General features: G+C 38.9%; 20 protein-coding genes and 1 riboswitch. Of the genes, 5 read left to right on the plus strand and 15 right to left on the minus strand.

What is annotated here, in order from left to right; translation table 11 throughout:
- Nucleotides 1-90: 90 nt before the first annotated feature.
- The 5 genes from pyrE to G593_RS0103155 form a co-directional block, all read right to left on the minus strand.
- On the minus strand, nucleotides 91-771 hold the full coding sequence (pyrE, locus tag G593_RS0103140) for an orotate phosphoribosyltransferase (protein ID WP_029730721.1): 681 nt from the start codon (nucleotides 769-771) through the stop codon (nucleotides 91-93).
- 89 nt (nucleotides 772-860) lie between these two features.
- Nucleotides 861-2,003: a tyrosine-type recombinase/integrase gene (locus tag G593_RS0103145; protein ID WP_023923926.1), complete on the minus strand. Its 1,143-nt coding sequence runs from the start codon at nucleotides 2,001-2,003 to the stop codon at nucleotides 861-863.
- A 130-nt stretch (nucleotides 2,004-2,133) separates the two neighbouring features.
- Entirely contained in the window at nucleotides 2,134-2,310 is a 177-nt protein-coding gene (locus tag G593_RS21405; protein ID WP_081646477.1) for an excisionase, read from the minus strand.
- Between the two features lie 4 nt (nucleotides 2,311-2,314).
- Nucleotides 2,315-3,397, minus strand: coding sequence for a replication initiation factor domain-containing protein (locus G593_RS0103150; protein ID WP_029730722.1), 1,083 nt, complete (start codon nucleotides 3,395-3,397; stop codon nucleotides 2,315-2,317).
- Nucleotides 3,398-3,483: 86 nt separating this feature from the next.
- On the minus strand, nucleotides 3,484-3,813 hold the full coding sequence (locus tag G593_RS0103155; protein WP_029730723.1) for a hypothetical protein: 330 nt from the start codon (nucleotides 3,811-3,813) through the stop codon (nucleotides 3,484-3,486).
- 249 nt (nucleotides 3,814-4,062) lie between these two features.
- Between G593_RS0103155 and G593_RS0103160 the strand changes: the two genes are divergently transcribed.
- On the plus strand, nucleotides 4,063-4,746 hold the full coding sequence (locus G593_RS0103160) for a helix-turn-helix domain-containing protein (RefSeq protein ID WP_029730725.1): 684 nt from the start codon (nucleotides 4,063-4,065) through the stop codon (nucleotides 4,744-4,746).
- 228 nt (nucleotides 4,747-4,974) lie between these two features.
- Here the strand turns inward: G593_RS0103160 and G593_RS20680 are convergent, their stop codons facing one another.
- Nucleotides 4,975-5,700 (minus strand): helix-turn-helix domain-containing protein, encoded by a 726-nt coding sequence (locus G593_RS20680; RefSeq protein WP_242827025.1) that lies wholly within the window; start codon nucleotides 5,698-5,700, stop codon nucleotides 4,975-4,977.
- Between the two features lie 1,206 nt (nucleotides 5,701-6,906).
- A riboswitch (Fluoride riboswitch) is annotated at nucleotides 6,907-6,979 on the plus strand.
- A 172-nt stretch (nucleotides 6,980-7,151) separates the two neighbouring features.
- Between G593_RS20680 and G593_RS0103170 the strand changes: the two genes are divergently transcribed.
- Complete coding sequence (locus tag G593_RS0103170) at nucleotides 7,152-8,375, plus strand: chloride channel protein (protein ID WP_029730727.1); 1,224 nt, start codon at nucleotides 7,152-7,154, stop codon at nucleotides 8,373-8,375.
- A 238-nt stretch (nucleotides 8,376-8,613) separates the two neighbouring features.
- Here the strand turns inward: G593_RS0103170 and G593_RS0103175 are convergent, their stop codons facing one another.
- From G593_RS0103175 to pyrF, 3 genes are read right to left on the minus strand one after another with little or no spacing between them, the layout of a single operon-like run.
- Nucleotides 8,614-9,516: a dihydroorotate dehydrogenase gene (locus G593_RS0103175; protein ID WP_005334469.1), complete on the minus strand. Its 903-nt coding sequence runs from the start codon at nucleotides 9,514-9,516 to the stop codon at nucleotides 8,614-8,616.
- A complete protein-coding gene (locus G593_RS0103180; protein WP_005337045.1) occupies nucleotides 9,516-10,301 on the minus strand; it encodes a dihydroorotate dehydrogenase electron transfer subunit in 786 nt (261 codons plus the stop codon). Before G593_RS0103180 ends, G593_RS0103175 begins: the two co-directional genes overlap by 1 nt.
- Nucleotide 10,302: 1 nt before the next feature.
- Nucleotides 10,303-11,229, minus strand: coding sequence for an orotidine-5'-phosphate decarboxylase (gene pyrF / locus G593_RS0103185; RefSeq protein WP_005334472.1), 927 nt, complete (start codon nucleotides 11,227-11,229; stop codon nucleotides 10,303-10,305).
- Nucleotides 11,230-11,715: 486 nt separating this feature from the next.
- On the opposite strand from pyrF, the gene G593_RS0103190 reads away from it, so the two are divergent.
- From G593_RS0103190 to G593_RS0103200, 3 genes are all read left to right on the plus strand, one after another.
- Nucleotides 11,716-12,825, plus strand: a complete 1,110-nt coding sequence (locus G593_RS0103190; protein WP_029730728.1) for an ABC transporter ATP-binding protein — start codon at nucleotides 11,716-11,718, stop codon at nucleotides 12,823-12,825.
- Nucleotides 12,826-12,928: 103 nt separating this feature from the next.
- Nucleotides 12,929-13,855 (plus strand): PucR family transcriptional regulator, encoded by a 927-nt coding sequence (locus tag G593_RS0103195; protein WP_029730729.1) that lies wholly within the window; start codon nucleotides 12,929-12,931, stop codon nucleotides 13,853-13,855.
- Nucleotides 13,848-14,348: a hypothetical protein gene (locus G593_RS0103200; RefSeq protein WP_029730730.1), complete on the plus strand. Its 501-nt coding sequence runs from the start codon at nucleotides 13,848-13,850 to the stop codon at nucleotides 14,346-14,348. The genes G593_RS0103195 and G593_RS0103200 overlap by 8 nt, the downstream gene beginning before the upstream one ends.
- Before the next feature lie 75 nt (nucleotides 14,349-14,423).
- On the opposite strand, the gene G593_RS0103205 is transcribed toward G593_RS0103200, so the two are convergent.
- The 6 genes from G593_RS0103205 to G593_RS0103230 all read right to left on the minus strand — a co-directional run bounded on the left by G593_RS0103205 (nucleotide 14,424) and on the right by G593_RS0103230 (nucleotide 20,364).
- Entirely contained in the window at nucleotides 14,424-15,620 is a 1,197-nt protein-coding gene (locus G593_RS0103205; protein ID WP_029730731.1) for a S41 family peptidase, read from the minus strand.
- A 74-nt stretch (nucleotides 15,621-15,694) separates the two neighbouring features.
- Nucleotides 15,695-16,828, minus strand: a complete 1,134-nt coding sequence (locus tag G593_RS0103210; RefSeq protein ID WP_005337036.1) for a murein hydrolase activator EnvC family protein — start codon at nucleotides 16,826-16,828, stop codon at nucleotides 15,695-15,697.
- A gap of 33 nt (nucleotides 16,829-16,861) precedes the next feature.
- Complete coding sequence (ftsX, locus tag G593_RS0103215) at nucleotides 16,862-17,770, minus strand: permease-like cell division protein FtsX (protein ID WP_005337034.1); 909 nt, start codon at nucleotides 17,768-17,770, stop codon at nucleotides 16,862-16,864.
- Nucleotides 17,760-18,446 (minus strand): cell division ATP-binding protein FtsE, encoded by a 687-nt coding sequence (gene ftsE, locus G593_RS0103220; RefSeq protein ID WP_005337032.1) that lies wholly within the window; start codon nucleotides 18,444-18,446, stop codon nucleotides 17,760-17,762. Before ftsE ends, ftsX begins: the two co-directional genes overlap by 11 nt.
- 17 nt (nucleotides 18,447-18,463) lie before the next feature.
- On the minus strand, nucleotides 18,464-19,552 hold the full coding sequence (locus G593_RS0103225) for a PucR family transcriptional regulator (protein WP_005337030.1): 1,089 nt from the start codon (nucleotides 19,550-19,552) through the stop codon (nucleotides 18,464-18,466).
- Nucleotides 19,553-19,686: 134 nt separating this feature from the next.
- A complete protein-coding gene (locus tag G593_RS0103230; protein WP_005337028.1) occupies nucleotides 19,687-20,364 on the minus strand; it encodes a WecB/TagA/CpsF family glycosyltransferase in 678 nt (225 codons plus the stop codon).
- Nucleotides 20,365-20,371 lie beyond the last annotated feature (7 nt).

The following is a 20,371-nucleotide window of genomic DNA, read 5'->3' on the forward strand; positions in this document are numbered from 1 at the left end:
TTCTATTTCTTATCATTCAAACCCTGTCAGAGCTTTGTGATGCCTACGGATTGCTACGTGCTTCACACTCCCGCAATCCTCTGGCATCATTTATTTTGCACCGTACTGTTCATAGTATGCGTCGATTGCTGCCTTCAATGTATCGTCGATGACAACTTTTCCCTGACACTCTTTGTTATACAGATGCTCTACTACATCTACCATACTTACAATTGCTGCTGTTTCAAATCCATACAGATCTTTGATCTCATCAAGGGCACATTTTTCTCCGCCTTTTCCAACTTCCATACGGTTCAAAGATACCATAAGTCCTACAATTGTAACATCAGCAGCTCCCTTTACCTTCGGAACAGTCTCTTCCATAGATTTTCCGGAAGTTGTTACGTCCTCGATCATAATCACACGGTCACCATCTTTTAACTTGCTTCCAAGAAAGCTTCCCTTATCTGCACCGTGATCTTTCTCTTCTTTACGATCAGAACAATAACGAACCTCTTTTCCATATAATTCACTGTAAGCGATTGCTGTTACAACTCCAAGCGGGATTCCCTTGTATGCAGGTCCGAACAGTACATCAAAGTCATCTCCATATGTCTCATGAATCGCTTTTGCATAATACTCTCCGAGCTTCTTAAGCTGTGAACCAGTCACATATGCTCCCGCATTCATGAAGAATGGGGACTTTCTTCCACTCTTTAATGTGAACTCTCCAAATTTGAGCACATCGCTCTCTACCATAAAGTCAATATATTCCTGTTTGTATGCTTCCATATCTTCTAAAACCTCCGTATTTATAGGCTTTTCTCGCCCTTATTTTCTATTTTTATCCCCTACTACACCATTTTTACACCATTTCACACTCAACTACACCTTTTCTCGAACTTTTCCATTTCCAAGAACAGCGTGTCCTCTGTTACGTGGCAATACAAGTCCATTGTCATTTGTAATGTGCCATGTCCCAAAAGTTTCTGCAATGTTTTGGGGTTCATGCCACATTCGATTGCTCTTGTAGCAAAAGTATGCCGAAGTGTGTGCAATGTAAAGGGGGAAAAATCTATACCTGCTTTGTTCATGTTCTGAATAACCAACTGCATACATTGATTGATTAAAAACTGTTGTGTCGGCTGATTATTCTTTGTAACAAAAACAAGATTTTGAAATTCTTCCTTTGCAGTTTTGCCTTTTAGAATAATTTCCTGTTTTTGCAGTTTTTGACATTTTAGACTATTGATTGCTTTTGCAGTCAATGGAATGGTTCTTTTTCCGTTATTTGTTTTGGTGTCGTGCATTTCAAATACATATTTTCCATTTTTACTGAAATAACACAATGTATGCTTTACATGGATAACTTTTTTCTTAAAATCTATATCTTCCCATTGTAAAGCTGATAACTCTCCCACTCGCAATCCTGTTTCTAACGCTAAAATAAACAAATTTTCATAAAATGTTCCTTTTGCCTGTTCCAAGAAAAGCTCTGTTTCCCTTATTGTCAGAACACGCCTTTCTTTTTTCTCTTCTTTGGCAATCACAGTATTTATCTGTTTTGCGACATTCTTTACAAGCAAATCTGTATCAACTGCCTTATTCAGCATATCTACCAGTATCTTTTTAGAATTTTTCCTTGCATTATCTGTTTTCAATTTATTAAACGCTTCTTGCATAACAATTAGGTTCAACGACGTTAATTTTCGCCACCCTAATTCTTCTTGAATACGCTTATAGTGGGTAATATAAGAACCCTTTGTAGAACTTCTGCAATTTTTCTTGCAAGTGCTTAGCCATATATCGAACCATTCATCTAATGTCATATTCTTATCAACAACATTGATGGCTTTTTCATCATTATACTGTTCGGTTCGCAACTTATGTCTTACCTCATTTAAAGTTTTTGCATAAATTGTCTGTCTTTTACCGAAACGATTGATAAATCGGGCTTGATATAATCCATCTTTTCTTTGAGATATACCATTCCCTAATTCTTTCCCGTTAAGTGATTTACCCATCACTGCCTCCTTTCCTAGCAAAATCGGGAAAAGAACTATTAAATCTTCTCAATTTTATCATATATTTCCTGTTATTTCAATCGAGGAACTTCCTTAAAAATGTACGAAAAACTGTCAAATAGTCCTTTTCTTACTCTACAACTTGATTATTCAGCCATTTATCTAATCTTGCTTTGTGAGCATACAGACGATTTCCAATCTTAACCGTAAAATTATTATATGGATTATGTAAAAGCTCCCTTGCTTTCGTATCACCAATCCCTAGATATTCTGAAAGTTCCTTTACGTTTAATAATGCTTTTTCGATACGATTACCCCCTTTCGTCTAATTTTCTTGCTTTTATGTAATCATCATACAACTGCTTCTGTGTGATATTCATTTCTCCATTTTTTACAAGATTACCGATATAATCTCTCTGCTCTATCTTCCCAACCTCTGCAAACAGTTTCAAAGACGGGGCAACATACTTTTCCAACCACTCCCACACCTTTTGCAGACTTTTCTTCTGTGGTTGCATGGTAAGTTTTACCTTACCTATATCTTTCATCAGTTCCGCCCATGCTTGATAGGTTGGATAAAGCCTTTTTCGTGTCGTCATGCTGTCTGTCGGCTTTTCTAAAAATCGTATTTTGCTGTTCAATACTTCCATTGCCAGTCCTGCCACATCTCTATATCTCAATAATTCCTGTACGACACTTACTGCCATTTCCTGCCGAAATCTCAATTCATATCTGTTCCAATTTTCATCTAATTCTATTCCATACTTTTTATTCTGTTCATATCCCTTTTCATAAAATACCAATCTTAAATTACTGGCTGAACTGCCGAGATAAAGACTACCACCTTTGCTCTGAAACACTTCCTCTTTCAGTTCTCCCGAGTCGTGAAAATCTATATCCCGTAACTTTGAAGAAAGCAATCCCTCTTTTGTCCGTATAATCAAATCGGGAATACTCAAATACAGTTTTCTGTCGTCTATCGCCAAATCAATCCGAGGAAAATTGATGTGATACTGGCAAACTCTGTTTAAGAAATCAAACCATGTTTCCTCATTGAGTTGTAAAAAATTCTCATAGTTGCGACAGCCTTTCCCACTCATTAAAATCTGAAAGCCTTGATACTGTGCATTTCCTGTCGGCTTTAGCACCTTGATATTATCGAAGATTGCCACAACCTCATGTCCTGCAATCCCCTTTTCATAACCTGTTACCGTCATAAGTTCCAAAGGTATTCTCAGCACATCTTCTATAACCGCTTCTAACGGAACTTCCTTAATGGTTATCTGACACCAATCTATCAAAGCACTTAATGCTTCTTTCTGTCGTATTACCCCCCTGTTAGTGTAGGGGAGTTCTGGAAGAAAACTTCCGCTTCTTTCTTCCAAATTTATCAAACCTCCTTATCTACAATGGCATTGCCATTGCCCTGCCCTCAACCTGCCGTTTAGTACGTCAGAACGAGGACAGGAACTTTGACCGCCTACATAGTTTTATTTGGAACAGAGTGGATACCCTTACAAGTAATCTTCTCCACTAATACAGGAAAATTTCCTCTCTGCACATAAGGGGCATAAACTGGTTCTTCCAGTTCCACCACAGCATAAGGCTCAATCTTTGGAAGTTCCGTTGCTTCCAAACGAATATCCACGCTGTTCCCAAGCTTCATGCTTCCAAGATGAAGTTTTAAGGCTTCTACTTCTTCTGTTTTCTTCTTACTGTCTTTATCATAGCGATAACAGTTATCCGCACCCATGAAACGAAGTTCTCCAAAGGCTTCTTTTACCTGTTCTTTTGTCAATGTAATCTGCATACACGTTCCTTTCTCCCCGTTGAACCGATAGGGCAGTTGCTCATATTTTCATTTTCCTATTACGACGTCGTTTTAGTTCAGTTATTTCTGAACTTAATTGTATATTAGCACAGACATATTCGTTTTGCAATACAAAGTTTAGTTTTTTATAAACTTTCTGTTTTCTTTTTTCTGAACTTGTGGTATAGTGTCCTTAGACGATAAGATATGAGAAGTTATAACGAGATATGGAAAGAGAGGGTTTTTCAGATGAATACAATCGCAGAACGGATTAAATTTGCCATGAAAGCAAAAAATAAGAAACAGGTGGATATCGTCAAAGATACCGGTATCAGCAAAGGGGCGTTCAGTTCCTATCTTTCGGGACAGTACAACCCGAAAGCCGATAAAATGGAATTGATTGCTGACTCCTTAGATGTAGACTTGCGGTGGCTTTACGGACAAAATGTACCTATGGAACATACAAACCAAAATAACAATGCCCTGCAATATATCTTTTATAACAACTCCTGCTCCGAGTATCTCCTTGATAATTTAGACGATATATATATTGCCATGATGACGCAATATGCCGCCCTCATTCCACGCTTTTATGTTCTTGTCAATCGTGCTGGAAATGCAATGCACATACTGCCATTATTTTTGAAAGAGGATAGTTCCCAATTCTATGAATGTCCGTCTGATTTCTTCTATTCGGACAGACATACCATTTTTACAAGAGATTTTGAAAGTATTCACATGGTATTAACAACCGCCACGATTTACTATTACGGAATTGATACAAAGACCTATGAACCGAAAGTTACCAAACTTTCCTACTCACAGGCTGACGATTGCTTTTATATCGACAATGAAGTACATGATTGTCATATCAAAGCATTTGAAAAAGAAGTGGTAAAAGAAGCACTTTACTTAAAGAATAACGCCCAGTAACAGACAAGAGGACTTGCAAGGTTTCCGACCTTTCAAGTCCTCTGCTGTATCATGGTGCTGTTGGCTGTGTCCGTTCCGTCAAGGACTGCCCTACGGCGTATCGGCTTCGCCTTGCTCCTTGACCTCACTACTTTCTCAAAATTATCACTGCCAGTTTCCCAATACTTGAATTGTTTTTTAGCTTAGTGCTTAAACAGTAAATGAACAAAAACTATAAATTAAAATCGCTTATTTATTGATAGTGTCCCACAATTCCAATGCTCTATTGATAATCGGAAGAATTTCTTCCTTTCTATTTATCAACAAATTATTCATGTGTGTTTTTTGTACGTCTGTTAATTTTTTAGATGTATCAATTTCATTCCCTTTTTCGTCTATTTCAATTTCTCCCGGATATAATGCCAAAAATATTTTTCTATTCTCATCGATGTTTATAGTAATGTCCATATCGCCTTTACGAGCAGTAAGCCAAAAATTATTAGTATCTAATTCATATTTTCCAATAGTTTTAGGCGTTACCAAATAATCAACACCATCTTCTGTCAAAGCATAATTTCCTTGATATTTTTCAATGAAATTTTCATTTAATTCTTTAGTGAAACCAGCACGCTCAACACTTTTATACATATTATTGTGTTGAACTTTACAGATACCGATATATGCACACCCCAAAATCCCAACAGTTAAAACACCTGCTGTCAAACCTATAAATGCCTTTTTGTAAACTTTAAAGTTGTCAATTTTTTTAACCATGACCATATCCTCCTTTAACAAAGTATCTAGCGAAACATCAAATTCATCGCTAATTTGAACAAGCGTTTGTAAATCAGGATAACTTTTTTGATTTTCCCAATTAGAAACCGTTTGTCTTGTTACATGAAAGATTTTTGCAAAATCTTCCTGTGTCATATTTCTTTTTTTCCTTATTTCGATAATTTTTGCACCGATATTCATCTTGTTACCTCCTTCGAGTTATATTATTAAGTCCATAGCAAAAAAAAGCTAGCAACCTACCTTTACACACCTAAAAAAAGTAGCGCAAATAATCTTTGACAGGTGAAAATTCAAGGTTTTTCACCTATTTATAGTCGATAACGAATAGAAAAGCATATTTAACCTCTTTCTCTAATTCCCTTTATATTCTTTTTAATTTCCATAATTACTTTGCAACATCATAACATACATCAATAAATAAGCGGAAGATTATCAATACCTAAACTCTTCCGCTCATTCTCATTTATTAAATTTAATAATTCTCTCCGATTTACTACACCATTTAGTACACCATTTTCGTATCAAACTATACCATTTTATGATATAATACATCACTTTACTGTTTTTCAAAATCTTGCAGAATACCAGTAAATACAAGGATTTAAGAAGTTACATCAACTTATGGAAAGGCATTATCAGAAATTCAATAAATTCCTGTTTGTAAGCTTCCATTGTTATTCTTCCTCCATATTCTACAGGTGCATATACCTGATACGTTCTTTTTCAGAAAACTGCTTTATATTATTACATATGTACTGCAACCGGCAGTTGTCCTTTACTTCTCTTTATCTTACCATAACACCAAAACATTTTCAATTTGTAACTGAAACTCACATTGATGAACTCACATAACAACATATTCGCATTACCAACCTCTCTCCGTTTCCTACTAGAAACATCTTCGCAGATTCTACTGGCATTCAATAACACTCCTTTGTTTTTCAAAAAGCAGCAAAAAATTATAGAATATATGTTTGTTTTATGTTATGATGATTATATTAATTTTAAATATTATATTTTTTTAATACAAATTACAACTGAATGCAAGAATTAAACAAAGTAAGAATATTACACACAGAAACGCATAAACTATTAATACCACTAGAAAAAAATACTGTTTGACATCACAGGATATCAATGGTATAGTATCTATAGTGGTTGTGCTACGTAGCTTGCGAGGCGCGTGGCCGGTGGAGTTCCGTGCGTGGGCTCCACTTTTTATTTTCCCAACAATACCTACCGCTCGTGTCAATAATTTGCATTATATCATGTACACTAATACTTTTTCAATCTCACTATAAACTTAAAAATTCATTTTAGATTTATTTGAGTTTTCAATTTGTAACTGAAACTCACATTGACAACTTACTTTTCTAAATGCTATACTCTCAGACAGGGAATGAGGTTCCCCCTCAATTACGATTGAAACCGCCAAATGGCTGATGACTTCTGTGATTTACACAGAGTTACCAGCTTTTTTTATATAATTAGGAAATTTCATTTCCTAATTATATAAAAGCCTCCGGCAAGATGTGCACTGCGGCGTACAATGATGATGTTGCAAGTAACCACCGCAGGCGCTAGAATGTGCCAAGGCACATTCTTTATTCTTATTAAAAAAGGAGTTTACAATGACAAAGGAAAAACAAGAACATTTGATTTTACAGATTAAATATGCATTTCTCGCATTAATTGTAGGTATATGCGTAGGAATTGTAGATACTGTATTTGGCCGGGGACTGTTAGCAATTTCTGTCTTTCGCACCACCCATTATCAATTCCTGCTTCCATTTCTTCCACTGACGGGACTTCTGATCATCTGGTTATATCAGCATTTCAGCAGTCTGAGCCTGAAAGGCATGTCACTGATTTTTGAAACAGGGCAGAAAAAAAGAGAAGAAATTCCACTGGCGCTTGTTCCATTAGTTATGATCTGCACATGGATCACACATCTTTTTGGCGGCAGTGCCGGTCGCGAAGGTGTTGCCGTACAGATTGGTGCTACGATTTCACATGAAGCAGGGCGCAGACTTCATATAAAAGAAAAAACACCGGTCATGCTCATCACCGGTATGGCAGCAGGATTCGGCGGCTTATTCCAGACCCCGCTGGCGGCTGTATTTTTTGCTATGGAAGTGATTGTTGCCGGATATATGGAGTATGACGCACTTCTCCCGGCTCTGATTGCAGCATATACTGCCTCTATGACCTCACATATGCTTGGGCTTGAAAAATTTGCAGTAAATATTACGGAAAACTGGAACATTTCCGGCAGCAGAGATGTTTTAATCTTGATTATTCTTGGAGTAGTTTTCGGTCTTACAGGAAGATTCTTTTCTGCTCTTTTACAGAAAGCCAAGAAATTGTTCGGCGAAAAGATTTCCAATCCCTTTATCCGAATCGCTACCCTGGCAGTTCCGCTTGCAATCCTCCTTTTTGCAATCCACAGCGGACGCTATACCGGACTGGGAACCAATCTGATCTCCGCTTCATTTGCCGGAGAAACGATCTACGGATATGACTGGATTTTAAAATTACTTTTTACGATTTTCACACTGGCAATTGGTTTCCAGGGCGGTGAAGTCACACCTTTATTTTCCATCGGTGCTTCCCTCGGAATTATCCTCGGATCACTTCTTGGTATTCCACCTGTAATCTGTGCCGCCCTGGGGTATGCCGCAGTTTTCGGAAGTGCAACCAATACCCTGTTTGCCCCGATTCTGATTGGCCTTGAGGTCTTCGGCAGTCAGAACATCATTCCTTTGGTGCTGGTATGCATCATTGCCTATCTGGTCAACGGAAATCGTTCTATTTACGGGGCACAGCAGAAAGCATTATGCCGGTTTGAGGAATAAAGGCATGCATATCCGTGACAAATTCAAAAAAGAACCGTCCTGACCATTTTAGATAATGGTCAAGATACCAATCAGGATATTGATTAAACTCTTTGAAAACAAAAATGGTACAAACCTTCAACTTTCCAGAAATGTAATGCTTGGAAGGACTGTACCATTTTTTATATTTTATATCCCATCATTTGATATCTGATGTAATTAACATCATCCACAAATCTCGCTTGTGTCCGACTTCAAACTACTCCACAATGCCAACCATATCAGCCACGTTCTCAAAGCCGTTTTTCTTCATATAAGCTTCGATTCCGTCAATGACTTCCATAGTCACTGCAGGATTATGGAAGTTTGCTGTTCCGACAGATACTGCGCTCGCTCCTGCTAAAATAAACTCAATTGCATCTTCTGCACTTGCGATTCCGCCCATTCCGATGATTGGAATATTGACTGCATGTGCTGCCTGATATACCATGCGCACAGCTACCGGTTTCACGATTGGACCTGACACTCCTCCTGTCTTATTTGCCAGCGCAAATGTCTTGCGGTTGATGTCAATCTTCATACCTGTCAATGTATTAATTAAAGAAATTGCATCTGCTCCACCCGCTTCTGCAGCTTTTGCTATCTCAGTAATATCTGTTACGTTCGGTGTCAGCTTCATAATGATCGGCTGTTTTGCGATTTTCTTAATATCTGCGGTAAGCTTCTCTACATTCTTTGCATCCTGCCCAAATGCCAGAAATCCGGCGTTAACATTTGGACATGAAATATTGATTTCCATCATGTCAATCGGCTCATCTGCCAGACGTTCTACAACTCTGAAATATTCTTCCGGTGCATGACCGCATACATTTACAATAATCTTCGTGTCATACTTCTGAAGATAAGGAATATCTCTTTCGCAGAACAGATCAATTCCAGGATTCTGAAGTCCGATTGCATTCATCATACCGCCGTAAACTTCTGCCACACGCGGGGTCGGATTACCAGCCCATGGCACATCAGCTACACCTTTTGTCGTGATAGCTCCCAGTTTATTCAGATCCACAAATTCAGAAAATTCTTCTCCGGAACCAAATGTTCCAGATGCTACTGTAACCGGGTTCTTCCATTCTACTCCGGCGATGTTTACATTCATATTCATTATATTTCCACCTCCGTAGCAAGGAATACCGGACCATCTTTACAGATTCGCTTGTTGCACACATTGCTGTGGGCATCTTTCTCTTTTGTCTTGCACACACAGCCAAGACAGGCACCAATTCCACATGCCATACGCTCTTCCAGAGATATATAGCATACAATCTTATGTTCCTCGGCATACTGCTTGATCGCACGAAGCATAGGAGTCGGTCCACAGGCATAGATCATATCCGCTTCCAATCCATTTTCACGGATTGCGTCCATAACATTTCCCGTTGTTCCGACACTTCCATTCTCTGTGGAAATGTATAACTCACCGTTCTGCTCGAACTCTTCCTTTAAAAATGTCTGTGCGTCACGATAGCCTGCGACAATCTGTTTTTTGTCGCATTTCATCTGTTTTGCAAGTTCCAGAATCGGTGGTACACCAATTCCTCCACCCATAAGAAATACTTTCTTTCCTTCAGCCGCTTCAAACGGGAATCCATTTCCAAGAGGTCCGATGATCGGGATTGCATCTCCTGTTTTTAACTTTGAAAATTCTTCTGTTCCTGTATTCTCTCCAGTCACTCTGTATACAACACGAAGGCGACTGTCTTCTTTGTTAATCTCACAGATACTGATCGGACGAGGCAATAACTTTGTTGCATCCTTTGTATACATAGAAATAAACTGTCCAGGTCTGGCGCTCTGCGCTGCCTCTGTATGAATCCACATACTGAAAATCCCATCAGCGATCTGCTCCTGAGAAACAACCATTGCCTGTTCTTTTTTCTTATCCGCCATCTTATCTTGCCTCCAATGCGCCTCTAATATCAGCAACCATGTCCTCTACTGCTGCTCTGGATGCATCTGCAAATGCTTCTTCACCATAGTTTGCGTATTTTTCCTGCTTGTATGCCGCAATGATTCCACGAGAAGAGTTTACGATTGCTCCAAGTCCATCTTCATTAAAGAAATGTACCAGGTCTTTTCCTTTTCCTCCCTGCGCACCATATCCCGGCACAAGGATGTAAGATTTCGGCATCACTTTACGAAGTACTTTTCCCATCTCCGGATAAGTAGCTCCGACAACTGCTCCAATGTAGCTGTACTCGTCACCCATGCAGTCTTCTCCCCACTGTGCAACTTTTTCACCGACCAGCTCATAGAGCGGACGTCCATCGATCATCTGATCCTGGAACTCTCCACTTGACGGGTTAGAAGTCTTAACAAGGATAAAAAGACCTTTCTTTTCCTCTTTGCATACATCTATAAACGGATTCACACCGTCAGATCCAAGATATGGATTGACTGTCACAAAGTCCTCATCAAATGGTGCGTAAGTCTTGCTTCCTACCTGCACTTTACCAATATGTCCAACCGCATAAGCAGAAGAGGTTGATCCGATATCTCCACGTTTGATATCTCCGATTACAACCAATCCTTTTGATTTACAGTAATCTACTGTTTTCTTAAATGCAACAAGTCCCGGAATACCGAACTGCTCATACATAGCGATCTGAGGTTTCACAGCTGGAATCAGATCATAAGTCTTGTCCACAATTTCCTTATTGAACTGCCATATAGCCTCTGCAGCTCCCTCAAGTGTCTCACCAAACTCAGCAAACGCCTTCTTCTGGATATGCTCCGGAATATATTTTAACATTGGATCCAGACCAACCACGATCGGCGCGCCCGTCTTCTTAATATTCGCAATTAACTGATTAATCACAATCTCATCCTCCTGCTTCTATCTTTATTACTTTTGTTAGAAATTACATATTTAATTTATTTTACCACACTAGTAGCTCACTTGACAAGAAATCAATCCCTCTTTGCATTTTAAACAGTTAATCTAATATTTTATCATAAAACAAAATATCAAATCCTTCCGCATATAAAATCTCCCAGTCTTTCATCTATTTGACTTATACTCTATGAAAATGAGACATAAACATCATGGAACACTCATGCGAACATGATGTTTGCTTTAAATGGCTCATTAGAATGCTCAGAGTATGGAGAACAGATGAATGCTGGGAGATATGTAGTACGGTTCTGACAATATTTAATAAGATATTAGATTCAACTAGTCAAAATGTACATCATTTCACCAATTTTTTAGTCACTGCTTACATTGTACCTCCCTCCCATTTGTTCTATACTGATATCAGATTACAAGAGAACTATTTATTTTCTTTAAGGAGGATTACACAAAATGGCAAGTTTATCATTAGAGGGAATCCAGAAAGTATATTCTAATGGATTCCAGGCAGTTAAAGACTTCAATCTTGAAATCGCTGACAAAGAGTTCATCATCTTCGTTGGACCTTCCGGATGTGGAAAATCAACAACACTTCGTATGATCGCAGGTCTTGAGGATATTTCCGGCGGTACACTGAAGATTGATGGAAAAGTAATGAATAATGTAGAGCCAAAAGACAGAGATATCGCTATGGTATTCCAGAACTACGCTCTTTATCCACATATGACAGTATATGACAACATGGCATTCGGACTGAAACTTCGTAAAGTACCAAAAGACGAAATCGACAAAAAAGTTCGCGAGGCAGCAAGAATCCTCGACCTTGAGAAACTTCTTGACCGTAAGCCAAAAGCTCTTTCCGGTGGACAGAGACAGCGTGTTGCTATGGGACGTGCAATCGTTCGTAAACCAAAGGTATTCCTTATGGACGAGCCTCTTTCAAACCTGGATGCAAAACTTCGTGTTCAGATGCGTATTGAGATTGCAAAACTGCATGAGAATTTAGGTGCTACAATTATCTATGTAACACATGACCAGACAGAGGCTATGACTCTTGGTACAAGAATTGTTGTTATGAAAGATGGAGTTGTTCAGCAGGTAGATACACCTCAGAACCTCTATACAAAACCATGCAACCTGTTCGTAGCTGGATTCATCGGATCACCTCAGATGAACTTCTTAGATGCTGAAGTTAAGGTTAATGGATCTGATGTTACACTTTCTGTTGGTGAACATGAGCTTCCAGTGCCAGCTGATAAAAAACAGGCTCTCATCGATAAAGGATATGACGGAAAGACAGTTATCCTCGGAATCCGTCCGGAGGATGTACATGTTGCATCTACATTTACAGGTGAGAATGCAGGTACTGTTCACTCTACAATTAACGTATATGAGCTTCTTGGAGCTGAAGTATTCTTATACTTCGATGTTGCAGGAACTCAGGTAACTGCAAGAGTTGGTTCCGGTACAGAGCTCAGAAGCGGAGATAAAGCTTCCTTCACATTTGACATGAGCAAGATCCATATCTTCGACAAAGAGACAGAGTTGACGATTTCAAACTAATCGTATAAAATAACAATAACGGTTCTACTGTTATGGAAGATACAATGAAAGAGCTGTACGAAGGTGCAGCTCTTTCTAATTTATGCAAAAGAGGGTTATTTTTATGGAGCAATCTCAGGAACTTTCCAAAGCATTAGAAGAACTTACACGGGCAACCGGCATCGCTTTGGATATTCACATACAACCGGAAGCTTCCAAAGAGAAGATAAACGAATCAATCCGGCAGATCCGTTCTCTTTGCGCTGCTTATAAAGAGAAGTATAACAAGAATTATTTTTTGTTAAATCTCATGACAGGTACTGCACAGGATTGCGAGATTAGTGAACGTGCCGCCAGATTACATATTCGTGTTGTAAAACCTCGTTATCTTTTTTTGCTCGAATCCCCAAAAAAAATGGACGAAACAGTTACAGAGGTATTGAAACAGTTGTTTCCATTTCAAGAAAAAATATATCTCGTTCCTGTAAATGAATTTCAACTTGCAATGCTTTATCCGGTAAAAGATGGCTGCACATCCGAAGATATTCACGATCTGGCACATACCATGATCGATACTCTGAGTATGGAAGCGCTGACTCATGTACAGATTGCCTACAGCGATCTTATTCCCGATCTGCACGCCCTGCCTTCTGCTTATAAACAGACTGCGCTTGCATTGAGAGTTGGTAAACTTTTTTATTCAGAACAATCTGTATTTCCTTTTAACAAGTTAGGGATTGGACGATTGATTCACGAGTTGCCTGAAAAACTTTGCGAAGATTTTCTTTTTGAGATATTCGGTGATATAACTTCCGAACATTTAGATAAGGACACTTTAGCTGCCATCGACAAATTCTTCCAGAACAACCTGAACATTGCAGAAACTGCACGACAGCTTCATATGCATCGCAATACACTTATTTACCGACTGGAACAAGTCGAAAAAAGAACAGGTCTTGACCTTCGTCAGTTCGAGGACGCTATGACCTTTAAAATTGCGATCATGATACTGAATTACTTACAATCAGAAAGGAATGTTTCACATGAATGATAATTTTCATGAACAACTTATAACAAAAAAGCAAAAAGGAAATCCGTTAGTTATTCGCATCATCGTTGTAGTTTTCATAATTTTATTTTTAACGATCGGTGCTCTGTTTCTAGGATTTCTGTCTATTATCATCGCTGTAGTACTTGGTGTCACTGCTTATTTTTACATTTTTCCAAATCTTAGTGTTGAGTATGAGTATTCACTGGTCAACCATGAACTGGATATCACCGCAATTTACAGCAAGTCAAAAAGAAAAGAACTCTGCTCTTTTGATATCAAAGAAGCTGAGATGATTGCCCCAAAAGGATCCAGTAAGCTTGCTTCTTTTAAGCCAGTAAAAACCTGCGATTATACTTCCGGAGAGGGAAATGCGGCAATTTATTCCATCATTATTTTTCTAAATCAGCAGATGTATCATATTCTGATTGAGCCTGACGAAGAAATGATTGCCGGAATCCGGCCGTGGATGGGATCAAAATTTTCACAGTTTTAACTTAATTGGGGACATAGCATTTTAAAAATTTGCTACGTCCCCATCTGCGATTAACGATGTTCCCAATTGAACTGCTTACTGCATCTCTCCCTGTAGGGTTTCAATTGCTTTATTCAACTGATTATCTGCTTCCGGATTGTTTTCATCTGCCTGATAATCAATTGCTACATCCGGTGTAATTCCTTTTCCATCAATGTCCTGACCTTTTGCCGTAAAGTATTTGGCAATTGTAAGTTTCACACAAGTTCCGTCTTTCAAATCAAAGATCTGCTGTACAACACCTTTTCCATAAGTTTGCGTTCCCACAATTGCACCCAGATCATAATCCTGAATCGCACCTGCAAAAATCTCAGAAGCACTGGCGCTATATTGATTTACAAGAACAGTCATTGGAATATCGATTTGATGCTCTTCATCTGATGTAAAGTCTTCTTCTTTTCCGCTTTTGTCTTGAGTATATACAATCTTTCCTTCTGGAAGAATCTCATCTAATATTTTACACACAATACTCAGACTTCCGCCTGGATTACTTCTCAAATCTACGACCATTCCTTTCATTCCCTGGCTTTTCAGGTCATTATAGGCATTCTTATATTGGTCGTATGTCACGGAATCAAATTCTGTAATTCTAAGATACCCAATTCCATTATCCAGCATCTTAGAGCTTACTGTGGGATACTCAATCGTATCACGGGTTGCCGTTACTGTAACCTCTTCTCTGTCATCACCTCTAAGAACTGTCAAATTAACATCCGTTCCCTTTTCTCCTTTAATCTTACTGACGACTTCTGTCAGATCTTTTCCTGTCACTTCCTCATCTTCTACTTTATAGAGAATATCATTATCCTTCATTCCAGCCTGTTCTGCAGGTGAACCTTCATATACCTGGCTGATGGTAATGATTCCAGTCTCCTTATTCTGCGACATCACCGCACCAATACCGTCATATTCTCCATCTGTAGATTCCTGAAAACTCTTCGTAGCTTCTTCATCATAATATACAGAATACGGATCATTCAATCCGGCAATGTATCCTTCGTAAATTCCCTGCTGAAGTTCATCTTGATCTACATCTTTCAGATAATACTGGTTAATCAAAGATTCCAGTTTTTCCAGCTTTTTATCGGTCTCTGAACTGATTGCTTCTGTTGTATCTTTCTCTCCACTGTTGCTGTCTTTTGCTTTTAATCCACATGATACCAGTCCTGCTGCCAATAACATGGCAAGGGCGCCACAAAGCGCCCCCTGTAAAAATCCTTTTTTATTTTTCATATTTTTAGTCCCGTCTGTCTTAAATTCAATTTGATTCAAGAATGCCTCTGCAATCCTGCCAGAGGCTTATTTTTCTACAAGTAATTCATCGGATTTACCGGTGTTCCATTGTTCATCACCTGAAAATGCAGATGCGGTCCCGTAGAGTTTCCTGTTGTTCCTACTTGCCCGATATTCTGTCCTTTACTGACCTTCTGTCCTGCTGATACAAAAATTGTATTGCAGTGCATATAATAAGTCAGAAGTCCATTTCCATGGTTAATAATAATCAAATTTCCAGCCTTACCACTGTAACCTGCTGAAGTTACAGTTCCGGCTGCTGCCGCATAAATCGGTGTTCCAGTTGATGCTGCAAAATCAACTCCTTTGTGATTTGTACTGGCCCCGGCAAGTGGCGCATTACGATATCCAAATGTGCTGGAAATACGACTATATCCCGGACAAGGATGCGTAAACATTCCATTTCCGCTGACTACAGCTCCTCCCGCACTTCCACTATTATTGTTCTTCTTTGCTGCTGCAGCTGCGGCTTCTTTTTCTTTCTGTTTTCTTGCCGCCTCTTCTGCGGCCGCCTGCAGTTCTGCAAGCTTTTGATTCGTCTGCTCCAGCTCTCCGCTGATACTTGAAATCTCGCTTTCCTTGCTTGCTTTCAAGCTCTCGACATTCGTTTGCTTTGCAATCAGATCATTCTGCAAGTCTTCTAGTTTTGCATACTCCTCTTCCAGTGCAGCCTGCTGTTCCTGAACTTTCTTGCGAATCTGCTGATATGCCACCAATTGTTCTCTGTCATATGATGATATAGTGGAAATATATTCTGCATTATTTAAAAATTCGCTAATATCTTTTGACTGACATAAAATATCAACAAATTTAGTATTTCCATTCTCATACATATATTTGATACGCTTTTTCATACTCTCATATTGATCATTTTCCTGAGCCTGAGCCTCAAAAAGCTCCTCTTCTTTCTGCCCCAGCTCTTCTTCCTTCTGAGAAATCTGATTTTTCGTATCTTCCATCTCCGAAACAATTGCCATAAGCTGCGTTTCCAGTGACTTCTGTTCCGATTCTGCCGCTTCCTTCTGTTTTTGAAGTTCTTCAGCCTTTTGCTTCGTGTCATCAATCTCGGCAGCTCCTACTTGTGTCGACATCCCCAGGCATAATGTACCGATCAGTAAAGCACTGATAATTTTCTTCCCCTTTATCATATGTACCCCCTTATCAATTCAGTACGTATGTTATTATACTTTCAGATGTTTTCTGATTGTAAAGAAACTTCCTACAAAACCGATTCCCACTCCCAAAAGAATTCCTACTGGTAAAAGTGTTCTATATACTTGTGTGACCGGAAGGAAATTAATGATATTCTGAAGAAGATGGAACTTCTCAAGAATATAGTGAATTGCCTTCTCATATACTAAGTACAGAATTCCAAGTGGAATCACAGCTCCGATTGCTCCGATGAGCAATCCTTCAAACACGAACGGTGCTCGGACAAATCCATCCTTCGCTCCGATATATTTCATAATAGCTATCTCTTCTCTTCTGACAGTAATACCCATGGTAACTGTATTACTGATCAGGAAAATTGATACCGCTAACAGAATTCCAATAATGGCAACTGATACATAACCTACCAGTTTATTTACACTGGTCAGCGTCTTCGCAACGACATCTGATTTATTGACTTTACGGACTCCATCCAGGCTTTCTGCAAAACTTACTACATCTTTCTGTTTGGAAACATCAGACATATATACTTCATAGTTATCAGAATTTGCAAGCGGATTATCATCTTTAAATCCTTCTGCTGCTTCTTCTGATCCCTGGAAATATTGCTTCTGGAACTTTGCCCATGCTTCATCAGGACTCACATAAGTGACGCTTAATACTCCGTCTTCATTCTTAAGCTGAGCTCCAATGTTATCTTTTTGTTCCTGTGTTGCTTCTTGATCAAAAAATACCGTAATGGCAACTCCCTCTTCTGCCTTCTGTACGATATAATTAAAATTCATAACAATAGAATAAAACAGGCCAAACAGGAAAATACAAGCTGACATAGTCGCAATAGATGCAATGGAAAACATCTTATTTCTCCCTATGTTCTTGACACCCTGCTTCATAGAATATCCAAAAGTACTAATTTTCATTATTATACCCACCTTTTTTCTCGTCGCTTACAATGACTCCCTTTTTCATCGTAACAACTCGCTTCTTCATCTCGTTTACAATTTCCTGATTATGAGTTACGACCAAAACGGTAGTTCCTCTGTCATTCGCCTCCTCCAAAAGCTTCATGATCTCCCATGAATTTGTCGGATCCAGATTTCCTGTAGGCTCGTCAGCGAGAAGAATCGCCGGTTCATTCACGATTGCTCTTGCAATCGCTACTCTTTGCTGCTCTCCACCGGATAACTCCTTTGGAAATGCTTTGTACTTCTGTGCAAGTCCCACCAGTGACAATGCTGCCGGTACTTTTTTCTTGATCACTCTTGCAGAGGTCTCTGTAACTCTCTGTGCAAAAGCAATATTCTCATAGATATTACGATCCTTTAAAAGTCTGAAATCCTGGAACACTACTCCAATATTTCTTCGGTACATCGGGACTTTTCTATGGCGCATGCGACCCAGATTATGTCCGTTCACAATAATAGTACCTGATGTAGGCTCCAGCTCCTTCATGATCAATTTGATAAGTGTTGACTTACCTGATCCACTGTCACCTACGATAAATACGAATTCGCCCTGCTCGATCTTAAGGTTGATGCCATTTAGCGCAGAGATTCCCTTCGAGTACTCTTTGGTTACGTCCTTTAATTCGATCATAGTTTCCTCCTAATTATTTAATACTCCATCGATTCCATATACTTCATATATTTCACTACCATAAGAGCGATTTTAAAAGTAATGGCATCCTCAAACACACGAAGATCAAGTCCTGTGCTCTTCTGAAGTTTATCCAGTCTGTATACAAGCGTATTACGATGAATATACAGTTGTCTGGATGTTTCTGATACATTCAGGTTGTTCTCAAAGAACTTATTAATAGTTGCTAATGTCTCTTCGTCGAAGTCATCTGGCGATTTCCCCTCAAAAATCTCACGGATGAACATCTTACAGAGTGGAATCGGCAACTGATAAATCAATCTTCCGATTCCAAGCGCACTGTAAGCAATAACATTTCTCTCACTGAAGAATATCTTACCTACATCAAGCGCCAGTTTCGCCTCTTTATAAGACTTAGATACTTCTTTGATATCATGTACGACGGTACCATATGCAATCAGGGCGTCTTCTTCCCCATTATCTTTCAACAGTGTCAGATAACCATTCGCCATCTTTTCAAGTTCCTTGTGCCCGTCTTCAAGCTCAAGTTCCTTCACAATGATAATATTCTTCTCATCTACTGCTGTCACAAAATCTTTTGATTTGTTTCCCAGAAGATTACGTACGTTATCAAGAGCATTGCTGTCCTTCTCATGATCCGTCTCAATTATAAATACAACACGACGCACTTCTGTGTCAATATGTAATTTTTTGGCACGATTGTAAATATCTACAAGAAGCAGGTTATCCAAAAGCAGATTCTTAATGAAATTATCCTTGTCAAAACGCTCCTTATATGCAACTAACAGATTCTGGATCTGAAATGCTGCAATCTTTCCAACCATGTACACATCATCACTGCCACCATTCGCCAACAGCACATATTCCAACTGATGTTCTTCAAAGATCTTAAAAAACTGATATCCACGCACAACCTGGCTATCTGCCGGAGAATCCACAAAGGCCAGCACTTCTTCTTCATAATTCTCCTGTTCTGTCATCGTACTTGCAAGCGGTTTTCCATCTGTGTCCATCACACAGAAGTCAATTCTTGTAATTCCTTTCAATCCTTCAATTGTGTTTTGAAGTATCTGATTAGATATCATATCCATCTCCTCCACTCATATCAATATGCATTTTTCACAACAAAGTACCCCGCTTTTTAGTAAAAGAGCATATTCTCAAATTCTATATTAATATATTTTAACAAAAAAATAAAGAGAAAACTACAGTTTTTTTGTTAGTTTCCTCTTTTTTTACTCTTTTCAATTTCCTTCTTAAAAATCTGTTTCATAAAAAACTGACCGATTCTGCCCCCACCAATACCTTTCGCCGCCACTGGAATTCCATCTTTTCCAAGTCCAAGCCATACTCTTGCATTCATTACATTACGATTCTTGGAAATCAGTTCTTCCTGCAGCGGTGAAGAAAGTGCCGACAAGACACAATCTACTTCCTCGCCATTAATCGCATTGATCAGCATATCATCTGCCCGATTCTTTGCAGATACCTTCGCCATACCTACAATCTGGGTCCCTCTGTAATACTCTTCAAAATGTCCGAACATCTTCTGTCCTTCTTCTTCCGATTCCACCAAAAGATATACCCGCTTATGCTTTCTTGCCAGATATCTTAAAAACATCTTTAAAAATGTCTTATCTTGCGTCTCTCGCAAACACTTGTGATCTGTAATCTCTGCTGCTTCCAGAATTGTCTTGTTACCAGCCAGTATAAGATCGAAATTCTCGATCTCTTCTTTTAGCTCAGCCTCTGTTCCCAGTTCCATAAGACTTTCTATCGTCACAAGTTCGATTACACTCACCAGATCCGATTCCATATAAGCAAGCGCTTCCTGCATAGCTTCTTTTGCTGTAAAATTATCAATGGATATATCTAAAACACTTATCTTTTTGCTCATAATCTCA

Origin of the sequence: Dorea sp. AGR2135 (assembly GCF_000420885.1) — a bacterium.
Classification (GTDB): Bacteria; Bacillota; Clostridia; order Lachnospirales; family Lachnospiraceae; genus Dorea; species Dorea formicigenerans.

What these genes read in the sequence shown, in the direction of transcription:
- G593_RS0103145 (WP_023923926.1), bottom strand. Translation starts at nt 2,003, where the DNA reads ATGGGTAAATCACTTAACGGGAAAGAATTAGGGAATGGTATATCTCAA.
- pyrE (WP_029730721.1), bottom strand. Translation starts at nt 771, where the DNA reads ATGGAAGCATACAAACAGGAATATATTGACTTTATGGTAGAGAGCGAT.
- G593_RS0103170 (WP_029730727.1), top strand. Translation starts at nt 7,152, where the DNA reads ATGACAAAGGAAAAACAAGAACATTTGATTTTACAGATTAAATATGCA.
- G593_RS20680 (WP_242827025.1), bottom strand. Translation starts at nt 5,700, where the DNA reads ATGAATATCGGTGCAAAAATTATCGAAATAAGGAAAAAAAGAAATATG.
- G593_RS0103155 (WP_029730723.1), bottom strand. Translation starts at nt 3,813, where the DNA reads ATGCAGATTACATTGACAAAAGAACAGGTAAAAGAAGCCTTTGGAGAA.
- G593_RS0103205 (WP_029730731.1), bottom strand. Translation starts at nt 15,620, where the DNA reads ATGAAAAATAAAAAAGGATTTTTACAGGGGGCGCTTTGTGGCGCCCTT.
- G593_RS0103180 (WP_005337045.1), bottom strand. Translation starts at nt 10,301, where the DNA reads ATGGCGGATAAGAAAAAAGAACAGGCAATGGTTGTTTCTCAGGAGCAG.
- G593_RS0103160 (WP_029730725.1), top strand. Translation starts at nt 4,063, where the DNA reads ATGAATACAATCGCAGAACGGATTAAATTTGCCATGAAAGCAAAAAAT.
- G593_RS0103190 (WP_029730728.1), top strand. Translation starts at nt 11,716, where the DNA reads ATGGCAAGTTTATCATTAGAGGGAATCCAGAAAGTATATTCTAATGGA.
- G593_RS0103175 (WP_005334469.1), bottom strand. Translation starts at nt 9,516, where the DNA reads ATGAATATGAATGTAAACATCGCCGGAGTAGAATGGAAGAACCCGGTT.
- G593_RS0103200 (WP_029730730.1), top strand. Translation starts at nt 13,848, where the DNA reads ATGAATGATAATTTTCATGAACAACTTATAACAAAAAAGCAAAAAGGA.
- G593_RS0103225 (WP_005337030.1), bottom strand. Translation starts at nt 19,552, where the DNA reads ATGATATCTAATCAGATACTTCAAAACACAATTGAAGGATTGAAAGGA.
- ftsX (WP_005337034.1), bottom strand. Translation starts at nt 17,770, where the DNA reads ATGAAAATTAGTACTTTTGGATATTCTATGAAGCAGGGTGTCAAGAAC.
- G593_RS0103230 (WP_005337028.1), bottom strand. Translation starts at nt 20,364, where the DNA reads ATGAGCAAAAAGATAAGTGTTTTAGATATATCCATTGATAATTTTACA.
- G593_RS0103210 (WP_005337036.1), bottom strand. Translation starts at nt 16,828, where the DNA reads ATGATAAAGGGGAAGAAAATTATCAGTGCTTTACTGATCGGTACATTA.
- ftsE (WP_005337032.1), bottom strand. Translation starts at nt 18,446, where the DNA reads ATGATCGAATTAAAGGACGTAACCAAAGAGTACTCGAAGGGAATCTCT.
- G593_RS0103195 (WP_029730729.1), top strand. Translation starts at nt 12,929, where the DNA reads ATGGAGCAATCTCAGGAACTTTCCAAAGCATTAGAAGAACTTACACGG.